General features: G+C 63.3%; 19 protein-coding genes and 1 tRNA gene. 12 read left to right on the forward strand and 8 right to left on the reverse strand.

All coding sequences use genetic code 11. From position 1 onward, the window contains the following. Nucleotides 1-95: 95 nt before the first annotated feature. Entirely contained in the window at nt 96-542 is a 447-nt protein-coding gene (locus tag WFP36_RS09790; protein ID WP_336980102.1) for a PepSY domain-containing protein, read from the reverse strand. Nucleotides 543-625: 83 nt separating this feature from the next. Here WFP36_RS09790 and WFP36_RS09795 point away from each other — a divergent pair, with 83 nt between their 5' ends. Together WFP36_RS09795 and WFP36_RS09800 are read left to right on the forward strand one after the other, a co-directional pair. Further along, entirely contained in the window at nt 626-2,434 is a 1,809-nt protein-coding gene (locus tag WFP36_RS09795) for an ABC-F family ATP-binding cassette domain-containing protein (RefSeq protein WP_336980104.1), read from the forward strand. Beyond that, entirely contained in the window at nt 2,431-3,006 is a 576-nt protein-coding gene (locus WFP36_RS09800; protein WP_336980106.1) for a uracil-DNA glycosylase family protein, read from the forward strand. The genes WFP36_RS09795 and WFP36_RS09800 overlap by 4 nt, the downstream gene beginning before the upstream one ends. Here WFP36_RS09800 and WFP36_RS09805 read toward each other — a convergent pair. Both WFP36_RS09805 and WFP36_RS09810 read right to left on the reverse strand, forming a co-directional pair. Continuing rightward, nucleotides 3,003-4,856, reverse strand: a complete 1,854-nt coding sequence (locus tag WFP36_RS09805; RefSeq protein ID WP_336980108.1) for a sensor domain-containing diguanylate cyclase — start codon at nt 4,854-4,856, stop codon at nt 3,003-3,005. The two genes, WFP36_RS09800 and WFP36_RS09805, sit on opposite strands and share 4 nt — an antisense overlap. A gap of 114 nt (nt 4,857-4,970) precedes the next feature. After that, nucleotides 4,971-5,444: a DUF6456 domain-containing protein gene (locus WFP36_RS09810; RefSeq protein WP_336980109.1), complete on the reverse strand. Its 474-nt coding sequence runs from the start codon at nt 5,442-5,444 to the stop codon at nt 4,971-4,973. A gap of 109 nt (nt 5,445-5,553) precedes the next feature. On the opposite strand from WFP36_RS09810, the gene WFP36_RS09815 reads away from it, so the two are divergent. Both WFP36_RS09815 and WFP36_RS09820 read left to right on the forward strand, forming a co-directional pair. After that, the gene (locus tag WFP36_RS09815; protein WP_336980110.1) at nt 5,554-6,126 is read left to right on the forward strand and encodes a helix-turn-helix domain-containing protein; all 573 of its coding nucleotides are present in this window, start codon (nt 5,554-5,556) and stop codon (nt 6,124-6,126) included. After that, nucleotides 6,123-7,316, forward strand: a complete 1,194-nt coding sequence (locus WFP36_RS09820; RefSeq protein WP_336980112.1) for a glycosyltransferase — start codon at nt 6,123-6,125, stop codon at nt 7,314-7,316. The genes WFP36_RS09815 and WFP36_RS09820 overlap by 4 nt, the downstream gene beginning before the upstream one ends. Nucleotides 7,317-7,364: 48 nt before the next feature. Here the strand turns inward: WFP36_RS09820 and secF are convergent, their stop codons facing one another. The 3 genes from secF to yajC are packed head-to-tail and all read right to left on the reverse strand — an operon-like array spanning nt 7,365 to nt 10,292. After that, nucleotides 7,365-8,342: a protein translocase subunit SecF gene (gene secF, locus WFP36_RS09825; RefSeq protein ID WP_336980113.1), complete on the reverse strand. Its 978-nt coding sequence runs from the start codon at nt 8,340-8,342 to the stop codon at nt 7,365-7,367. Nucleotides 8,343-8,359: 17 nt separating this feature from the next. Next, the gene (secD, locus tag WFP36_RS09830) at nt 8,360-9,958 is read right to left on the reverse strand and encodes a protein translocase subunit SecD (RefSeq protein ID WP_336980115.1); all 1,599 of its coding nucleotides are present in this window, start codon (nt 9,956-9,958) and stop codon (nt 8,360-8,362) included. Nucleotides 9,959-9,971: 13 nt separating this feature from the next. Next, nucleotides 9,972-10,292: a preprotein translocase subunit YajC gene (gene yajC / locus WFP36_RS09835; RefSeq protein ID WP_336980117.1), complete on the reverse strand. Its 321-nt coding sequence runs from the start codon at nt 10,290-10,292 to the stop codon at nt 9,972-9,974. A gap of 220 nt (nt 10,293-10,512) precedes the next feature. Between yajC and WFP36_RS09840 the strand changes: the two genes are divergently transcribed. After that, nucleotides 10,513-10,589: transfer RNA gene (locus WFP36_RS09840), tRNA-Pro, on the forward strand. A gap of 55 nt (nt 10,590-10,644) precedes the next feature. Here the strand turns inward: WFP36_RS09840 and WFP36_RS09845 are convergent. Further along, complete coding sequence (locus WFP36_RS09845; RefSeq protein WP_336980119.1) at nt 10,645-11,496, reverse strand: fumarylacetoacetate hydrolase family protein; 852 nt, start codon at nt 11,494-11,496, stop codon at nt 10,645-10,647. Between the two features lie 164 nt (nt 11,497-11,660). Between WFP36_RS09845 and WFP36_RS09850 the strand changes: the two genes are divergently transcribed. The 7 genes from WFP36_RS09850 (at nt 11,661) to WFP36_RS09880 (ending at nt 17,933) form a co-directional block, all read left to right on the forward strand. Further along, nucleotides 11,661-12,074 (forward strand): holin family protein, encoded by a 414-nt coding sequence (locus tag WFP36_RS09850; protein ID WP_336980121.1) that lies wholly within the window; start codon nt 11,661-11,663, stop codon nt 12,072-12,074. Between the two features lie 117 nt (nt 12,075-12,191). After that, entirely contained in the window at nt 12,192-12,518 is a 327-nt protein-coding gene (locus tag WFP36_RS09855; RefSeq protein ID WP_336980123.1) for a hypothetical protein, read from the forward strand. Between the two features lie 50 nt (nt 12,519-12,568). Next, the gene (locus tag WFP36_RS09860) at nt 12,569-13,069 is read left to right on the forward strand and encodes a hypothetical protein (RefSeq protein ID WP_336980125.1); all 501 of its coding nucleotides are present in this window, start codon (nt 12,569-12,571) and stop codon (nt 13,067-13,069) included. 53 nt (nt 13,070-13,122) lie between these two features. Next, nucleotides 13,123-13,560 (forward strand): type II 3-dehydroquinate dehydratase, encoded by a 438-nt coding sequence (gene aroQ, locus WFP36_RS09865; RefSeq protein WP_336980127.1) that lies wholly within the window; start codon nt 13,123-13,125, stop codon nt 13,558-13,560. 109 nt (nt 13,561-13,669) lie between these two features. Continuing rightward, a complete protein-coding gene (accB, locus tag WFP36_RS09870) occupies nt 13,670-14,161 on the forward strand; it encodes an acetyl-CoA carboxylase biotin carboxyl carrier protein (RefSeq protein WP_336980128.1) in 492 nt (163 codons plus the stop codon). 13 nt (nt 14,162-14,174) lie between these two features. Next, nucleotides 14,175-15,524 carry an acetyl-CoA carboxylase biotin carboxylase subunit gene (gene accC, locus WFP36_RS09875; RefSeq protein ID WP_336980130.1) on the forward strand — a complete coding sequence of 450 codons (1,350 nt, stop codon included), beginning with the start codon at nt 14,175-14,177 and terminating at the stop codon, nt 15,522-15,524. A 213-nt stretch (nt 15,525-15,737) separates the two neighbouring features. Beyond that, complete coding sequence (locus WFP36_RS09880; RefSeq protein ID WP_336980132.1) at nt 15,738-17,933, forward strand: putative bifunctional diguanylate cyclase/phosphodiesterase; 2,196 nt, start codon at nt 15,738-15,740, stop codon at nt 17,931-17,933. Nucleotides 17,934-17,962: 29 nt separating this feature from the next. Here the strand turns inward: WFP36_RS09880 and WFP36_RS09885 are convergent, their stop codons facing one another. Then, entirely contained in the window at nt 17,963-18,427 is a 465-nt protein-coding gene (locus WFP36_RS09885) for an Lrp/AsnC family transcriptional regulator (RefSeq protein ID WP_336980134.1), read from the reverse strand. Nucleotides 18,428-18,630: the final 203 nt, after the last annotated feature.

Here is an 18,630-nt window from a genome sequence, read left to right on the forward strand (position 1 = left end):
CTGTCTGGTCCGCCCGGAGGCCGGACGGTGCAAGTGCTGAGCCTTGCTTTGGTTCCTTGTGCGGAATGCGTCAACCAAGAGACGGAACTACCTGCCTATTCGCTGCGGGAAAGCACGCGACCGGAGCGCGCGTCGACATCGACGAATACGACCTTGCCGTTCTTGATGAATTTCAGCCGGTAGGCCTTGGCCACCGAATCATAGGCCGGGCCGAGATATTGCATATCGCCCATCTGCGGCACGATCCGGCGTTCGATCTCCCGCAGGGGCAGCACGTTGCCGGCGCGCATTTCCTTGCGGGCGGCGCCCTGGTCATCACGGTTCTGCGACTGCGCGAAAGCCGCAGGTGCAACCGCGCTCGACGCGGTCAGCGCGCCAAGAGCAAACGGGGCCAGAACGGAAGCAATCAACCTGAACATCGTGGTCCTGTGCCTAGAGACGGGGCTTTGAACGAGGTGTGAATGAGGCGAAACTGTGGCGTTCAGATAAGGTTCCGGCGAATAGCGTTCCGGGGCAATGCCGCCCGGGGCGCCATCCCGCAAGCCCCCCGCAGACGATCCCCCGCAGCCTGTGCCAACCCTGCCACGCTGGACGCGAAGCCTGTGCCCGGCTACTGGCCCGGCCCATGGCAGAACCACCGATCTTGAGCTGGGAAGGACTGGGCCTTATCCAGGGCAGCGGCTGGCTGTTCGGCAACCCCGAAACCGGCGGCATCGACCTGCATATCGGCCCGCGCGACCGCGTGGCCCTGATCGGGCGCAACGGCGCGGGCAAGACAACCCTGCTCAAGCTGATCGACAATCTGATCGAGGCCGACCGGGGCAAGCGCACCATCAGGCCCGGCACGCGCGTGGTTATGCTGGAGCAGGAGCCGGATTTCACGGCTTACGAAACATTGATGGATTATGCCCTGTCCGGCCCCGACGCCCCGCCCCGGCACGAGGTGGAAGCGATTGCCGGGCAGATCGGCATCGACCTGATGCGCACGGCCCAAAGCGCCAGCGGCGGCGAGAAGCGCCGCGCCGCGCTCTGCCGTGCCCTTGCCAGCGATCCAGACCTGCTGCTGCTGGACGAGCCGACCAACCATCTGGACCTTGCCGCGATCGACTGGCTGGAAGACTGGCTGAACCGCTTTCGCGGTGCCTTCGTGGTCATCAGCCATGACCGTACCTTCCTCACCCGCCTGACCCGCGCCACCCTGTGGCTCGACCGGGGCAGCCTGCGCCGCAAGGAAGTGGGCTTTGGCGGTTATGAGGCGTGGGAAGAACAGGTCTATGCCGAAGAGGCGCGCGCCGCCGAAAAGCTCGATGCGAAGCTGAAGCTGGAAGCGCATTGGCTGGAACGCGGCGTCACTGCCCGGCGCAAGCGCAATCAGGGCCGCCTGGAAAAGCTGTGGGAAATGCGCGCTCAGCGCGCCGCCATGCTCACCCCCGGCGGTACTGCCAAGCTGGCGTTGAAGGCCGACGATACCAAAACCAAGTCCGTGATCGTGGCCGAGCATGTCACGAAGAGATACGGCGATCGCACGATCATCCGCGACTTCAACCTGCGCATCCAGCGCGGCGACCGCATCGGCCTTGTCGGCTCCAACGGCGCGGGCAAGACCACGCTGCTCAAGTTGCTGACCGGCGAGATCCAGCCCGACGAAGGCCAGGTGATCCTCGCCAAGACGCTCAGCGGCGTGATGATCGACCAGCAGCGCAGCCTGCTCAGCCCCGACAAAACCGTGCGCCAGATCATCGCGGAAGGCGGCGACTGGGTGGATGTGCGCGGCGTGCGCAAGCATGTGCAGGGCTATCTCAAGGAATTCCTGTTCGATCCCGCCATCGTCGACATGAAAGTGGGCGTGCTGTCCGGCGGCGAACGGTCACGTCTGTTGCTGGCCCGCGAATTCGCCCGCGAATCCAACCTGCTGGTGCTGGACGAGCCGACCAACGATCTCGACCTCGAAACGCTGGACCTGCTGCAGGAAGTGATCGCGGATTATGACGGCACTGTGCTGATCGTCAGCCACGACCGCGACTTTCTGGACCGCACGGTCACTGTCACGCTGGGCCTCGACGGCAGCGGCGCGGTGGACATCGTGGCGGGCGGCTATGCCGATTGGGAAGCCAAGCGCAGGCAGCGCAACGCCCCGGCCAAGGCGAAGCCCAAGGCGGATAGCGCCGCTGCCACACCGCCGCCCCCTCCTCCGCCGCCCAAGCGCACCAAGCTGTCCTACAAGGACCAGCGCGATTACGAGCTGCTGCCCAAGCGGATCGAGGAACTGGAAGCCGTCATCGCCCGCGATGAGGAAGCGCTGCACGATCCCAGCCTCTACACTCGCGATCCGGCGCGGTTTGCCAAGCTGTCCGATGCAATCGCCAAGGCCCGTGACGAGAAGGACGCTGCCGAAATGCGCTGGCTGGAACTGGCGGAACAGGTCGAGGGATGAGCGATCTCCACCGGGAGATTGCCGCCTGCACCCTTTGCGCTTCTTACCTGCCGCTCGGCCCGCGTCCGGTCGTGCAGTTTTCCGCGACCTCGCGCCTGTTGATCGTCGGGCAGGCACCCGGCACCAAGGTGCACGAAAGCGGCATTCCGTGGGACGATGCCAGCGGCGCGCGGCTATGCGACTGGACCGGCCTCACCAACGCGGAACTGCATGATCCTGCCCGCGTGGCAATCGTACCGATGGGCTTCTGCTATCCCGGCAAGGGCAAGGGCGGCGATCTGCCGCCGCGCCCCGAATGCGCGCCCCTGTGGCACGAGCGGGTGCTGGCCCGGATGGCGGATATCCGGCTGACCCTGCTGGTCGGCGCCCATGCGCAGCTTCGCTATCTGCCGGAAACCCGGCGACTGACGATGGCGGAACGGGTGCTGCGCCACGCCGAATTCGGCCCGCGCTTCTTCCCCCTGCCCCACCCGTCATGGCGCAGCACGATCTTCATGCGGCAGAATCCGTGGTTCGAAGCGGAGGTCCTGCCGGAACTGCGCAGGGCCGTTGCGGAAGCGCTCGGCGGTTAATTCTCGATCCAGGGCACTTCGCCCGGCGTCCAGCGCTGAGTGCCGTTGACCGCCATTTCCAGCCGGTTGCGGCCCTTGGCCTTGGCCAGCACCACAGCGGCATCGGCGCGTTTCATCGTCTCGTCCAGCGTATCCTTGATCCGCGCCACCCCGGCACTCACCGTGGCACGCGGGCCGCCTAGCCCTTCCGGCCCGCTGATGTCGGACAGGGTCAGGACCACGCGCTGGCACAGGGCCTCGGCCTGTTCCGGACTGGCGCCCGACAGCAGCACCGCGAAACGCTCGCCCCCGATGCGGGAGATGATGTCGTTCTTGCGCATCAGGCTGCGCAGCAGGCGCGCCACGGTGGTCAGCACCTTGTCGCCCACGTCATGGCCAAAATCGCGATTGATCGAGCGGAAATCGTCGATGTCGAAGATGGCCAGACACCCGTCGATCGGCGCTTCGAGATGATATTGCAGCATCGAATTGAAGGCACGGCGATTGGTCAGCTTGGTCAGCGGATCGGTGAGGATCGCGGCGAAGAGCTGCTGTTCCAGCGCCTTGCGTTCCTCGATGCTGCGCAAGGTGATGATCGCGCCCGCCACCTGCCGGCCATCGTCGCGCCAGCCGCGGATCTTGGTGTCGAACCAGCGCTCGCCCGCCGCGTCGGAGAAACCGAGGAATTCGTTCCACGCCGAAGCCGGCGCCCCTTCCGTGATCACGCTCTGCAATTCGGACTGGAACGAGGCGGTGTAGGAAGGATGGATCAGGTCCAGCACGCTCCGGCCCAGCAATTCTATCGGGTGCAGTTCCGTCATCTTCTCGACGCTGGGCGAGGCGTAGAGGATGAAGCCTTCCCGGTCGGTCTTGATGATGATGTCGCTCATGTTCTCGGCCAGCAGGCGATACATGCCCTGGCTTTCATTGATGGCGAAATCCTTGGCCTCCAGCGACAGTTCGACCGAGGCGGAAGCCTTGTCCTGATCCTGCAGCGCCTTGGCCAGGCGGCGGTTCTGGGTGATGTGGCCCGCCAGCGGCTGAAGGCAGATCACCGCCACCGCGAAATAGAACTGCAGGAACTGAGTACCGCCAGAAAGGTCCATCGGCAGGATCGGCTGAACCAGCGTTCCGGCCTCGTCCGCGCCCCAGGCGGAGATCGCCAGCACGAAGATCGCCATCGACGCCGCCGTCATGCCGAACCGGCAAGTGGCGATCATCGCCACCAGCACCGGCACCAGATAGGCCCCACTCCACGGTTGCCACATCGCCCAGCACATGGTGATGGCGACCAGCGCGAGAAACGCCACCATCTCCAGCAGGCGCGCGGGCGATTGGCGCTTGAGCCAGCGTTCCAGGCTGCCGCCGACAACCAGGCTGAACATGGGGAAGAACACCATGATCCCCAGCGCATGGGCGATCACGTATTTTCCAAAGTGATCGAACCATTGCCAGCCCGCCACGGCATACATCGACGTTGCCACCACCAGCCCGCCGGCCACGGGTGCGATCACTCCGATCGCGGCGGCATCGGCCAGCCATTCGCGCAGCAATTCGCTGCCCTGCCGCTTGCGCCTTGTGAGCAGGCGGGCGGCGAGCCATGCCTCAAGCGTATGGGCGACAAGGCAGGCCCCGGCGAAATACGGCCCCTCTCCGGCGAGGAGGGCGGCAGCCGCGCTGCCGATCCCCGCCAGAACGAGGAACACCGGCCATTGCTGGCGCGGCGCGTGAAGAAGGATGGCGATCAGCAGGCCCGCCGCTGGCCACAGCAGCATCGGCCCGGTCGCGCTGCCTTCCGGCGGAAGGGCAATCAGCGCCAGGCCGCAATAAGCAACCAGGAAGAAGAGCGCCGTGGAGCTTTTGCGGATCACGGGCGAGATCGTGAAGTAACGCAGTAACCGGATTCTGAAAATCCATCCTCAATGCCGCGTTTACCAAAAGGCTTCTGTGGATATCTCCGCCCCTTCCTCCCCCTGCGCCCGTCCTCAGGGGATGCGATAGAAATCCGCCACTCGTTCCAGCGCCAGCCGCAGCACCAGCTTGCCGCTGCGAGAAGGCCATTCCAGCGCCTTTTCCGCCATTGGCAGGCTTTCTCCGGCACAGACCACCCGCCAGAGAATATCGGCAAGGCCGCTGCCTGCCGTGGCCACCGCACCATCGAAACGCCCGCGCGCCGCAATCTGTCGCTCGGTGGGATGCAGGCCACCGCCGGAAGCGCCCTTCCCGCTTGCCGGTTCCCACCGCATGGTTACGCGCGGGCCGATTGCCGCGCGTTCATAATCGGCGCGCAGGCACTCGCCCGCAGCGAAGAGCCGGTCGCTCAGATGGCCGCGTGCATGCAGCCAGCCCAGCGGGCTCTCGGCAAGGTTCACTGTCACCCGGCGCCCCCTGCGCGCAGGGGAAGCGCTGCGGCGGGGGCCTTCGCAGGTCAGTTCGCGTTCGACGAGTTGGGGCTTCATGGCGTCATCCTCTTTCGCGGCTCTGGGGTGCGAATGGGCCTTGCCAAGATTCGGTACTTGTAGGAAAGAGGAAAAAACCGATTTGGTTATTCGAGGGGAGTAATCGGCCATGATCAATCGCATAAGGGATATTCGCAAGGAAAAGGGGATGACCCTGGCCGATGTCGCCGCCGCCTGCGTCCCACCCACCACGGCACAGACGATCGGCCGGCTCGAGACGGGCATGCGCAACCTCTCGCTCACCTGGATGAACCGCATTGCCGCGGCCCTGGATGTGGAGCCCGAGATGCTGGTGCGCAGCGAAGCGGCGGCCCAGCCCCAGATCGTCGCCCGCCTGACCGAGGCCGGCGCCGAGGGCCTGACCTCCCCGCGCGATGCGATCCTGCCGACCGAGCTGGAAAGCACCGCGCCGCTCCTCTGCCTGGCGGTGGAAACCGGCGCGGGCGAATATCGTCCCGGCGACCAGATCTGGCTGCGCCAGCTTCCGCCGGAAGAAGCCCCGCGCATGATCAATCGCGACGTGCTCGTCCCGCGCAAGGGCGGCCGGTTTGCCTTCGGGCGGCTGATCGACCGGCAGGGCAATATGGTTGGCATCCTTCCGCCCGGCTCCGGCCAGCGGCAGATCGTGGTCGATAGCCCCGAATGGCTGGCAATGGCGGAAATGCTGGTCCGCAAGCTGTGACCAAGGCGGCGCGGCGCGTTCTGTCGATCGCGACGCTCTATCCCAATTCCGCCACGCCCCGCTTCGGCACCTTCGTCGCCCGCCAGATGGAAGCGCTGGCGGCACGTGGCGACTGGGACGTGACACTCATCAATCCCGTCGGCATTCCGCCCATCGCCTTCGGCCGTTATCGCGCCCTCGCCCGCGTCCTGAAAAGCGGCCGCGAAGCCGGGGTGGATGTACACCGGCTGCGTTTCACTCTGCTGCCCAAATTCGGCGCAAAGCTGAACCCGGCGGCCATCGCGCGGGCGGTGCTGCCGCTGGCGCGCCGCCTGCATGCGGAACGGCCTTTCGACATCGTCGATGCCCAGTTCTTCTATCCCGACGGCCCGGCCGCCGCACGGATCGCGCGGGAACTGGGCCTGCCGCTGTCGATCAAGGCGCGCGGGGCGGATATCCATTTCTGGGGCGACCGACCATGGGCGCATCTGGCCATGCTGGAAGCCAGCGAACAGGCGGCAGGCATGCTGGCCGTGTCCGAAGCGCTGGCGACCGACATGGAAGCGCTGGGGATGGAGCGCGGCAAGATCATTGTGCACCGCACCGGGCTGGATCACACCCGCTTCCATCCGCTGGGACGCGCCAATGCGCGGCTGGCGATGGCCGCCGATCACGGCGTGCGGATCGCTCGGGAGGAAAAGCTGCTCGCCTGCGTCGGTGCGCTCATCCCGCGCAAGGGACAGGCCTATGCGATCGAGGCGCTCTCGGCGCTGGACGGCGTACACCTTGCCCTTGTCGGCAAAGGGCCGGACGAAGCGAGCCTGCGGCAGCTGGCCGAGAGGATCGGCGTTGCCGGACGCGTCCATTTCCTTGGCAGCGTGGACCATGACCAATTGCCGGTCATCCTCTCCGCCGCCGATGCCATGGTGCTGCCCTCTGCCAGCGAAGGCCTTGCCAATGCCTGGGTGGAGGCGCTCGCCTGCGGGACGCCGCTGGTGATCTGCGATGCCGGGGGCGCGCGCGAACTGGTCCGCGATGCCTCCGCCGGGCTGATCGTGGAGCGTAATGCCGAAGCCGTCGCCAGGGGCATTCGCGCCCTGCTGGCCGATCCGCCCGACCCGCAGGCAGTCGCAGCCAATGCCGCCCCGTTCAGCTGGGAAGCGAACGCAGCGGCGCTGGCGGAATATTACGAAAAATTGCTGACCCGCTGACCCGCCCGCGCCCGGATTGTTCCGAAACGCGAGCGGTCAGGTTAGGGATCAGGCTTCGCCGCGTGCCAGGGCGTCTGCCTTGTCGCCCGGTGTTTCTTCCGGAACGAAGCTGTGCGAATCGACGCCCAGCCAGATCAGGATCGGCGCGGCCATGTAGACCGAGCTGTAGGTACCCACGAAAATGCCCAGCGTGATCGCCGCCGTGAAGCCGAACAGGCTCGCCGGGCCGATCAGCAGCAGTGCCACCAGCACGATCAGGATGGTGAGCGAAGTCATCACCGTGCGCGCCAGAGTTTCATTGACCGAGAGATCGAGAATCTCGGGCAGCTGCATCTTGCGGTATTTCTTCATGTTCTCGCGGATACGGTCATAGACCACGATCGTGTCGTTCAGCGAATAACCGATGATGGTCAGAATCGCGGCGACGATCTTGAGGTCGAACTCGATCTGGAACAGCGCGAACATGCCCATGGTGAGCGAGACGTCGTGCACCAGCGCGAAAAGCGCCCCCACGCCGAACTGCCATTCGAACCGCACCCAGATATAGATCGAGATCGCCAGCATGGCGAAGCCGAGCGCATACATAGCGGTCGTGAACAACTCGCCGGAGACCTTGCCCGAAACCGAGGAAAGGTCATCGATCCGGGCGTCCTTGAACTCGGCCTTGATCGAATTGACGACATTGGTGGTCATCGCATCGGAGGCAGCCGGGTCTTCCGCGACATTTTCCGGCAGCGGGAAGCGGATCGAAACCTCGTTCTGCGCGCCCGCGATCTGGATCACCGGTTCGCCATAGCCGAGCCCGGCCACCTGCTCGCGCAGTTCGGCGACAGGCGCCTCCTTGCTCTGCGTGAAGGTGACGAGGATCTGCTGGCCGCCGACGAAGTCGACACCGAGATTGAGGCCCCGGATCAGCACGAGCGCGATACTGCCCAGAATCAGCAGGGTGCTGATCGAGTAGAACGGCACGCGCCACTTGAGGAAGTGGATGTTCGTATCGTCGGGGACGAGTTTGAGCAGTCGCATCTTTGTCCGCCCCTAGCTTAGATGTTGAGGTCCTGCGGGCGCGCCTTGCGCAGCCAGCCGGCGACCCACAGGCGGGTCATGGTCACAGCCGTGAACACGGAGGTCACGATGCCGATCATCAGCACCACGGCGAAACCGCGCACCGGGCCCGAACCGAAAGCGAAGAGCAGCACGGCGGCGATCACGTTGGTGATGTTCGCGTCGAAGATCGCGCGGCTCGCTTCCTTGTACCCGGTCTCGATCGCGGCGACGACACGTCGCCCTCGCTTTCGTTCTTCGCGGATACGTTCGTTGATCAGCACGTTGGCGTCCACTGCCGCGCCGATGGTCAGCACGAAACCGGCAATACCCGGCAGAGTCAGCGTGGTCTTGAACGCAGCCATCACGCCCAGCAGCATCAGCACGTTCACGATCAGCGCCGCATTGGCGTAGAGGCCGAGGCGACCGTAAGTGAAGCCCATCAGCAGCAGCACCGCCAGCGAGCCGACGCCCATGGCGAGCAGGCCCTTGCGGATCGAGTCAGCGCCCAGTTCCGGGCCGACCGTGCCCTGCTGGATCACGGTAAGATCGACAGGCAGCGCGCCGGAACGCAGCGAGATCGCGAGCTGGTTGGCGCTCTCGGTCGTGAAGCTGCCGGAAATCTGCGCCTTGCCGCCCAGGATCGGTTCGTTGATGTTCGGCGCGGAAAGCACCTGGCCATCGAGGATGATCGCGAAGGGCTTGCCGACATTCTGCGCGGTCAGGTCGGCGAACTTCTTGCCGCCGGCCTGATCGAAGGTGATGTCGACCACCGCCTGATTGGTGCGCTGTTCGAAACTCTGCTGCGCATTGGTGAGCGAATCCCCGCGAATGCCGCCAAGGCGCTTCACTGCGATCGCAGTGCCGGCGAAGGGCGTGCCCGGCGCATAGGGAACGATTTCGCTACCCGGAGGCGCGATGCCCTGCACGATGTCGGATTGCAGCGCAGTTGTGTCCACCAGCTTGAATTCGAGCTTGGCCGTCTGGCCGAGCAGCGACTTCAGTGCTTCAGGATCGCTGAGGCCCGGGACCTGCACCGAAATGCGGGTATCGCCTTCGCGGATGATGGTCGGCTCGCGCGTGCCCAAGGCGTCGATACGCTTGCGGACCACTTCGGTCGCCGTATCCATCGCGTTGGTGATTGCCTGATCGAGGCCGTTCTTGGTGGGCGTCAGCACGAAACGGCTGCCATCCACCACTTCGAGGTTCCATTCGCGAACCGGGCCGCTGCCATTGACGAGCGGCAGCAGTTCCTCGCGCGCACGGTCCACCTGAGTGGCATCGTCGAGCAGGAAGCTGATCCGGCCGTTGCTGCTGGACAGATCGCCGATGCGGATGCTGGGCGAGGCCTGACGCAGCACGCGGCGCACGTCTTCTTCCATGCTTTCCAGACGCTGGCGCGCGACCTGCTTGGTATTCGCCTCAAGCAGGATCTGGCTGCCGCCAGCAAGGTCCAGCCCCAGATTGACCTGCGGCCCGGGAATAGCTGCCGGCCATTTCACGCCGCTCAGGGTGGCAATGGTGGGGAGCGCCAAGGCAATCGCCGCCAGCGTCAGGAACCAGAGCCAGATTCTTTTCCAACCGGGAAAATCGAGCATCGTGCCTGTCCGATCAGTCGTTGGCGGGAGTGCCGCCGGGCGTCAGCACGTCGGTGATGGTCTGCTTGACCGCCTTCACCTTCACGCCCTGGGCAAGTTCGACTTCGACATAGACGTCGTCGACCTTGACGATCTTGCCGACGAGACCGCCGCCAGTGACCACCTGATCCCCGCGCTTCATCGCCTGCACCTTCTGCTGGTGTTCCTTCTGCCGCTTCATCTGCGGGCGCAGGATCAGGAACCAGAAGATCACGATCATGCCGATAATGGGCAGGAAGCCCATCAACTGCTGCGTGCCGCTGGCTCCGGCGCTGGCGGAAAGGTAATCAAGCATCAGGCACGCCCCTCAATCATTCGGCGGAAATTTTCGCGTTCAATTGGTGCCGGAATGTTGGATTTCAAGGCTCCGGCAAACAGGTTGCGCGCCTAGCAGCAAAGCCATGGGGGTGCAACGCGCCTGCCCGGTTCGCCGTTCAAAGCAGCTTCTTCTCAAAAGGCTGGAACAGTCGCTTGCATGATCGCGGACACCTGCCTATAGGGCGCGCCTCCACTGTCGGGACGTAGCGCAGCCTGGTAGCGCATCACACTGGGGGTGTGGGGGTCGGAGGTTCGAATCCTCTCGTCCCGACCAGTGGACTTAACTCACCCCGAAATCGTCAAACGCGGCCCCGGCTTTCAGCCGGGCGTCAGGTCGCCCGGGCAATGCGGTTTTCGATCGCGCCGATCCCGTCGATCTCGCAGCGCACCACATCGCCTTCCTGCAGGAATTGCGGGGGTTGCATCCCCATCCCCACCCCTTCCGGCGTGCCGGTGGCGATGAGGTCGCCCGGCTCCAGCGTGAAGGCGGTGGAGAGATACTCGATCTGCTTCGCAACCGGATGGATCATGTTGGCAGTGGTGCTTTCCTGCCGTTTTTCCCCATTCACGAAGCAGCGCAGCGCCAGCGCCTGCGGGTCGGGAATCTCGTCCGCCGTCACGATCCACGGGCCTATCGGGCCATGGGTGTCGAAGCTCTTGCCCATGGTGAAAGTGGGCGTGTGCTTCTGCCAGTCGCGCGCGGAAACGTCGTTCGCCACCAGATAGCCGAAAATATGGGACAGCGCCCGATCCGCGCTGACGCCCTTGGCCGGTGCGCCGATCACCACGCCCAGTTCCACCTCGTAATCGACCATGGTGGAGACGCCGGGGTCGATCGTATCGAACGGGCCGGAAATGCAACTCGTCTGCTTGTTGAACCAATATTGGTGGGCCGGCGTGGAATCGCGGCCCATTTCCGCGACATGCTTGGCGTAATTCATCCCGATGGCGAGATATTTGCCCGGCCGCAGCGGGGCGAGCAGGCGCACGTCCTGTAGCCGGTGATGCGGGGCGATCACGTCGGTCAACTCGCGGATTTCCTGCAGTGCGGCCTCTCCCCCGGCGATGATCGAGAGCATGTCGGGGAACTGGCATCCGGCGGCGGCCAGGCTGATCACGCCTTCATCCTCCACCACGCCGATATCGATCTGTCCGGCAATCTCGAACCGCGCGAGTTTCATGCAGAAATCCTCTCTTACTGGGGCCTTTGCGCCTCCTAACCCGAGAGCAGCCACAAGGCGACAGGGAAGCGCGGGCCAACGCGAGCCGGATCGGATTTTCCATTTTCCTACACGAACCGTTTTGGTTATTTCATCGAGCGAATCGCAACCCAAGGAGCAAGCCCATGGCGATCCTCGACATCCTGATCGGCCCGATTTCCTCGATCATCGACAAGGTGATTCCCGACAAGGCCGCGCGGGAAAAGGCCAAGCTCGAGCTGATGAAGCTGGAAGGCACGCAGGAAATGCAGCTGATCCAGGCCCAGCTTTCCGCCATCGTCGCGGAAGCCAATTCGAAAGACCCATGGACCAGCCGGGCTCGGCCCAGCTTCCTCTATGTGATCTACGTGTTGCTGCTGTGGGCCATCCCCATGGGCCTGATCGCGGCCTTCCGCCCGGAAGTGGCGCGCGACATCGCGGGCGGCATGAACGCCTATCTCAACGGGCTGCCAGAGCCGCTCTATGCCCTCTTCGGCACCGGCTATCTCGGCTACACCGCCGCGCGCCAGTGGGGGAAGGTCAAGGGGGTGGAGAGGTAGGTTCCAAATCCGAAGCCCAATAGTATCTGTGGATCATTCCGTTCTTTGATTTCTAAAATATCAAATAATTCCTCCGCGCACCTTGACGAATCTCCCCCTGCTTGCTCTGCATAAATTATGCGGGACAACTTCAATTATCTCGATGGGTTTCCGCATTTTCGCGTTTTATTCCGTGCAGCCGCAACATTTATTGCACTTCTTGCAGGGGCTCAGGTTTTGGCCGGATTTTGGAAACCAGCGGAAGACGCAAGGGCTTGGCTATTTAGCGAACTCTGGGCGACGCCGGGCCTTTTTTGTGCCTTCTACGCGCTCTTTTTAACCTCGGAGTGCATCCAACGCAGTCAGCGCGAGGCAATGGAAAAACTCAGAAGCAATCCGATACGCAACCGCCGCCCTGGAGAACCTCCAAAAAGTCGGCGTGATCGTCCACGAGGCAAGCGCTGATGTGACGACTAGCTTCAATTGTAAATTTATATCACTATATGAGGCAAGCTATGGCTATCGAATGGACTCCCGCTGGATATGTCGGCGTTGCCTTTGCGCTCTATGCCGCAGTCCATATTGGCCTCGCCCTTGGGATGGGCCGAATTCGTCGCGACCTAGTTCGACACGGCGAAGAGCTCCTTGCAGACCCTTCAGTTTCTAGAGAAGAAAAGGCGCGCGTGAATCGCCTGCTAGATAATTGTTTTTCATTCAAGGTCTGCATACTCATCCCTATTGCCGTAATTTCAATATTACTGGATGAAATCCTCGGCAATAATCAGAAACAATCTGAGAATTTCGAAAAAACCGATCCTCGTATGCACAGTCTCTATTGGCGCTATTTTTCGTCCGTACTTGCAGCCAACCCGGTTTTTGGTCTTTTTGCGGTTCTTTTTGTTGTATTTGGCGCCCTGATCATTTTCACTCTTTCCAAGGCAAATGGATCAAAGAAAGATCGCGTAGCGAACGCGTTCGAACAGCCGATGTGGAAGGCTACTGCTGCGGTGCAATAAATGATCAACTGGTTGCCTTCGAACCCCACGCTCACATTTGATTCGGAACACTCATGTCCGCCACCACCGTCTATGTCCTCAACGGCCCGAATCTGAACCTGCTCGGCATGCGCGAGCCGGAGATTTACGGGACCGAGACGCTGGACGACGTCGCGGGGATGCTGGAAGACCGGGCGCGGGAACTGGGGCTGGAGATCGACATGCGCCAGTCCAACCATGAAGGCCATCTGATCGACTGGATGCACGAGGCGCAGGCCGAAGGGGCCAAGGCGATCCTCATCAATCCCGGTGCCTATACCCACACCTCCATCGCGCTGCTCGATGCGGCCAAGTCCATCAAGACGCCGGTGATCGAAGTGCATCTTTCCGATCCCGAAAAGCGTGAGGAATTCCGCCATATTTCCTATGTGGGCATGGCAGCGGTGAAGACGGTCAAGGGCCTCGGCACGAAGAGCTATCTCGTGGCGCTGGAACACGCCGCCACTCTGTAAAAGTGCCTGCGGAACGGTACGGCCAAGGAGGAAATCGGGCCGTCACCCCTTGCCAGCCCGGCATTGTCTGCGCATAGCGGCCGCAAAACAGGATACCCACGAGGAACGAATGGGCGAAAGCAAGGGCGCGTCCAGCCGCAATGGCCGGATGAATGTCGATACCGATATGGTGCGTGTGCTGGCTGAAATGCTGGCCGATACCGGTCTTACCGAAATCGAGGTGGAAGACGGCGATCGCAAGATCCGCGTCTCGCGCGGGGCTGTTGCCGCTGTCGCCGCCGCTCCGGTGGCGGTTGCCGCCGCTGCCCCGGCTGCCGCTCCGGCCGCCGCGGTTGCAGCACCGGCCGAAAGCGCGCCGGCCGATCACGCCAATGCGGTGAAATCCCCCATGGTGGGCACGGCCTATCTCTCTTCCGAACCCGGCTCCCCGTCCTTCATCAAGGTGGGCGACACGGTGAAGGTGGGCGATACGCTGCTGATCGTCGAGGCAATGAAGGTGATGAACCCCATCACCGCCACGGCCGCAGGCACTGTAAAGGCCATTCTGGTCGAGAACGCGCAGCCGGTCGAATATGACCAGCCGCTGGTCGTGATCGCGTAAGGCCCGCGCCGCCATGCCGATTACCCGCCTGCTGATCGCCAATCGCGGCGAAATCGCTCTGCGCATTCACCGCGCGGCTCATGAAATGGGCATCGAAACCGTGGCGGTGCATTCCACCGCCGATGCGGATGCGATGCATGTGCGGCTGGCCGATCAGGCAATCTGCATCGGCCCGCCTTCCGCGACTGATTCCTATCTCAATATCGCGGCGATCATTTCGGCGGCAGAAATCTCGGGCGCGGATGCGATCCATCCCGGTTACGGCTTCCTGTCCGAAAACGCCAAGTTCGCGGAAATCGTGGAAGCCCACGGCATTACCTGGATCGGGCCGAAGCCCGAACATATCCGCACCATGGGCGACAAGGTGGAGGCCAAGCGCACTGCGGGCGCCCTCGGCCTGCCGCTGGTTCCCGGTTCTGACGGCGCGATCAGCGATCCCAAGATCGCCGCCAAGATTGCCGAGGAAATCGGCTATCCGGTCATCATCAAGGCCGCATCGGGCGGCGGCGGGCGCGGCATGAAAGTATGCCCCAGCCCCGACCAGCTCGAAACGCTGATGAAGCAGGCGGGCAGCGAGGCAAAAGCCGCGTTCGGCGACGACACCGTCTATCTCGAGAAGTATCTCGGCAATCCGCGCCACATCGAATTCCAGGTGTTCGGCGACGGCAATGGCAATGCCATCCATCTGGGCGAGCGTGACTGTTCGCTGCAGCGCCGCCACCAGAAGGTTATCGAGGAAGCCCCTTCCCCCGTCCTCTCCTCCGAGGATCGCGAGCGGATGGGCGGCATCGTGGCCAAGGCCATGGCCGAAATGGGCTATCGCGGTGCGGGCACGATCGAGTTCCTGTGGGAAGATGGCGAGTTCTACTTCATCGAGATGAACACCCGCCTGCAGGTGGAACATCCCGTTACCGAGGCGATCACCGGCGTCGATCTGGTGCGCGAACAGATCCGCATTGCCGATGGCAAGCCGCTGTCGGTCACGCAGGAAGAACTGGAATTCAAGGGCCACGCCATCGAATGCCGCATCAATGCGGAAGATCCGTGGACCTTCGCACCCTCGCCCGGCAAGGTGAAGGCCTATCACGCGGCGGGCGGCATGCATGTGCGCGTCGATAGCGGGCTTTATGCCGGCTATTCGATCCCGCCTTACTACGATTCCATGATCGCCAAGCTGATCGTCTATGGCCGCACGCGCGAAGGCTGCATCATGCGCCTGAAGCGCGCGCTGAAGGAAATGGTGATCGAAGGCGTGAAGACCACGATCCCGCTCCACGAGGCGCTGCTCGATCAGCCCGATATCCTTAACGGCGACTATTCGATCAAGTGGCTGGAGGAATGGCTGGAGAAGCGTGAGAGCTAAGGCCGCTATCTCTCGGAAAAATACGCCGAATTGAGAAATTAGGTCTATTTTCGAGCGATTGTTGTTAACCAATGCCGCTTAGCATGCTCCTGAAATTAGGGGGCTTCGCTAACAATGACCATGCGTGGCAATGCAACGGAAGGCCTTGCAGCTTGGCTGTTGGGCGCCCGCACGCCGGTGCCGGGCCCCATCCACGCGGAATTGACCCGGGGCTTGTTCGGATCGCTTCCGATCTTCCTCGGCGGCGTGCTCAACACTGCCGCAGTCGCCGGGGTCGCCGCGTGGCGCCTGCCCTATTCCACCTTCATCGCCTGGTTCCTGTTCGAAGTCGCGCTGGGTGCCCTGCGGGTCGGAGTGCTGATCCACGGCCGCAAGGAACTGGCCGCCGGGCGCGAACCGCCGCGCCTGCTGGCCGCGCTGCTATCCTGCCTTTGGGCCGGTTCGGTCGGCTTCGGCACCGTGGCCGTGCTGCTCAGCGGGGACTGGGTGATGGCCGTCATCGCCTGCCTTTCGGCCTCGGCGATGGTCTGCGGGATCGTGCTGCGCAATTACGGCACCCCGCGCCTTGCGGCGCTGATGGTGTTCATCATCCTCGCGCCCTGCGCGGTGGCGGGCTTCTTCTCTACCGAGCCGATCTTCTCGATCATCGGCCTGCAATTGCCGGTCTATATCGCAGCGATCTATTCGGCCACTTTTGCGCTGCATGGGCTGGTCGTGTCGCGCACATCGGCCCTGCGCGAATTGCAGCGCAGCGAAAGCCTGAATGAAACGATCCTCAAGTCCAGCCCGGATTACACGCTGATCCTGGATGCCGATTACCGCATTCTGTTCTGCAACCGGCCCGAGAGCGCGCCGGAAATCGGGGAATGCGTGGGCTTCTCCTGGCTGGAACTCCTGCCGGATTACGACCGGGAAGGCGCCCTTGCCGCGCTCGCCCTGGCCGAAGCAGGCCAGCAGGGCAATGTCCTGACCCATCATATCGACGCTGCCGGCCAGTATCACTGGTTCGACGTGATCGTGAACCTGATCAGCGACGAATCGGGCCGCCTGATCGTGGTGGCGCGCGACATCACCCATCAGAAGAAATCGGAAGAGCGCGCCTTGTGGATGGCGCATCACGATGCGCTCACCTCCCTGCCCAATCGTGCCCTGTTGCAGGACCGGCTCGATGCCGTCCTCGCCGATCTGGGCGAGGCGCAGGCGGGCGCGCTGTTGATCCTCGATGTCGATAATTTCAAGACCATCAACGATACGCTGGGCCACGATGCGGGCGATGCCCTGCTCTGCACTTTCGCCAGCCGCCTGCGCGCCGCGATCACCGAGCGCGAGCTGGTGGCACGCACCGGGGGCGACGAATTCGCGATCATCGTCCACGCGGCGACCGAGCTTGAAGTCCACGCCGCGGCCGAACGTATCTTCGATCAGCTGCGCGAACCCTTCTGCCATGAAGGGCGCCTGCTGGAATGCGGCGCCAGCATCGGCGCCAGCCTGATCCCGCGTGACGGCAACAGCCGCTCGGAGATCATGAAGGCGGCCGATATCGCGCTCTACGCCGCCAAGGCCGGCGGGCGGGCTCGGCTCAAGCTGTTCGAGCCGGCGATGATGGTGGAAGTGGAGCGCCACCAGACCATGATCGCCTCGGCCCGGCGCGCCTTGCAGCGCAACGCCATCGTGCCGCATTACCAGCCCAAGGTTTCGCTGCGCAGCTCACGCATCGTGGGCTTCGAGGCGCTGCTGCGCTGGCGCGACCAGCACGGCAACATGCGCGGGCCCGACGTGCTGAAGGCCGCCTTCGACGATCCCGCCCTCAGCGCCCCGCTGAGCGACCGCATGCTCGACGGCGTGCTGGACGATATTCGCGAATGGACCGAGGAAGGCCTCGATTTCGGCCATGTGGCGATCAACGTCACTGCGGCGGACTTCCGCCGGGGCAATTTCGCCGAACGGCTGCTCGGGCGGCTGGAAGGGCACGGACTACCCGCCTCCTGCATCCAGATCGAAGTGACCGAGACGGTCTTCCTCGGCCGCGGCGCAGGTTATGTGGAAGAGGCCCTCAAGCGCCTGAGCGAACACGGCGTGCGCATCGCGCTGGACGATTTCGGCACCGGTTATGCCTCGCTATCCCACCTCAATCAGTTCCCGGTCGACCTGCTGAAGATCGACCGTTCCTTCGTCGGCGAGATCGGCTGCAACCCGGATGCGGAGGCGATCTCCACCACCGTGATCAATCTCGGCCACTGCCTGGGGCTGGAAGTGATCGCCGAAGGGGTGGAAACGCGGGCGCAGGAAGCCTTCCTCGCCACTGTGGGCTGCGACACCGGCCAGGGCTTTCTCTATGCGGAGGCTCTGCCCGCGCAGGCCATTCCGGCCATGCTGCGCAATCAGGACAAGCGGGCGCGGCTGGCATGACGTCCATCCGGCAGGCCACTGGCCAGCCGTCAATCCAGAGGAACGCCCGGTTCCTGCTTGGCGGTACGAATGGTCAGGGAGGTCTTTACGCTCGCCACGTTGGGGGCAGGCGTGAGCTTGCTGGTGAGGAATTCCTGGAAGCTCTGCAGATCCTTGCTCACGATCTTCAGGATGAAGTCGATCTCGCCATTGAGCATGTGGCACTCGCGCACTTCGGGCAGGTCGCGCATGTGCTGTTCGAAGGCGCGCAAATCTTCCTCGGCCTGGCTCTTCAGGCTGACCATCGCGAATACGGTGATGGCAAAGCCCAGTTTCGAAGGATCGAGATCGGCATGATAGCCGCGAATGACCCCGTCTTCCTCCAGCGCGCGCACGCGCCGCAGGCATGGCGGCGCGGTCAGCCCGACACGCTGCGCCAGTTCGACATTGGTTATCCGGCCTTCGGCCTGCAATTCGGCAAGCAGCCGCCGGTCGATCGCGTCGAGATTCGCCATAATCGAAAACCCCTACGCCCTGCGCGCGAAGTAAGTGCCCCTAAACAAGGTAAGGATTAGCACGATAACGCATTGCGGCCAGTAATATTGTTATTTTTGCCGCCAGATGTCCCGCTTTGCAACGCCTTAGCTGCGTTGATTCCCGGAACGCCGGAAACTGGTAGGACTTTTCGCGCTATTCCGGCCAATCTCGGCCCCCTGCT

The sequence above is a fragment of the Fulverythrobacter fulvus genome (genome assembly GCF_037154085.1).
GTDB classification, from domain to species: Bacteria; Pseudomonadota; Alphaproteobacteria; order Sphingomonadales; family Sphingomonadaceae; genus Andeanibacterium; species Andeanibacterium fulvum.

Excerpts from the sequence above, each read along its gene's own strand:
- WFP36_RS09795 (WP_336980104.1), top strand. The coding sequence starts at position 626 with ATGGCAGAACCACCGATCTTGAGCTGGGAAGGACTGGGCCTTATCCAG.
- WFP36_RS09800 (WP_336980106.1), top strand. The coding sequence starts at position 2,431 with ATGAGCGATCTCCACCGGGAGATTGCCGCCTGCACCCTTTGCGCTTCT.
- WFP36_RS09810 (WP_336980109.1), bottom strand. The coding sequence starts at position 5,444 with ATGAAGCCCCAACTCGTCGAACGCGAACTGACCTGCGAAGGCCCCCGC.
- WFP36_RS09815 (WP_336980110.1), top strand. The coding sequence starts at position 5,554 with ATGATCAATCGCATAAGGGATATTCGCAAGGAAAAGGGGATGACCCTG.
- secF (WP_336980113.1), bottom strand. The coding sequence starts at position 8,342 with ATGCGACTGCTCAAACTCGTCCCCGACGATACGAACATCCACTTCCTC.
- secD (WP_336980115.1), bottom strand. The coding sequence starts at position 9,958 with ATGCTCGATTTTCCCGGTTGGAAAAGAATCTGGCTCTGGTTCCTGACG.
- yajC (WP_336980117.1), bottom strand. The coding sequence starts at position 10,292 with ATGCTTGATTACCTTTCCGCCAGCGCCGGAGCCAGCGGCACGCAGCAG.
- WFP36_RS09845 (WP_336980119.1), bottom strand. The coding sequence starts at position 11,496 with ATGAAACTCGCGCGGTTCGAGATTGCCGGACAGATCGATATCGGCGTG.
- WFP36_RS09850 (WP_336980121.1), top strand. The coding sequence starts at position 11,661 with ATGGCGATCCTCGACATCCTGATCGGCCCGATTTCCTCGATCATCGAC.
- WFP36_RS09855 (WP_336980123.1), top strand. The coding sequence starts at position 12,192 with ATGCGGGACAACTTCAATTATCTCGATGGGTTTCCGCATTTTCGCGTT.
- WFP36_RS09860 (WP_336980125.1), top strand. The coding sequence starts at position 12,569 with ATGGCTATCGAATGGACTCCCGCTGGATATGTCGGCGTTGCCTTTGCG.
- aroQ (WP_336980127.1), top strand. The coding sequence starts at position 13,123 with ATGTCCGCCACCACCGTCTATGTCCTCAACGGCCCGAATCTGAACCTG.
- accB (WP_336980128.1), top strand. The coding sequence starts at position 13,670 with ATGGGCGAAAGCAAGGGCGCGTCCAGCCGCAATGGCCGGATGAATGTC.
- accC (WP_336980130.1), top strand. The coding sequence starts at position 14,175 with ATGCCGATTACCCGCCTGCTGATCGCCAATCGCGGCGAAATCGCTCTG.
- WFP36_RS09885 (WP_336980134.1), bottom strand. The coding sequence starts at position 18,427 with ATGGCGAATCTCGACGCGATCGACCGGCGGCTGCTTGCCGAATTGCAG.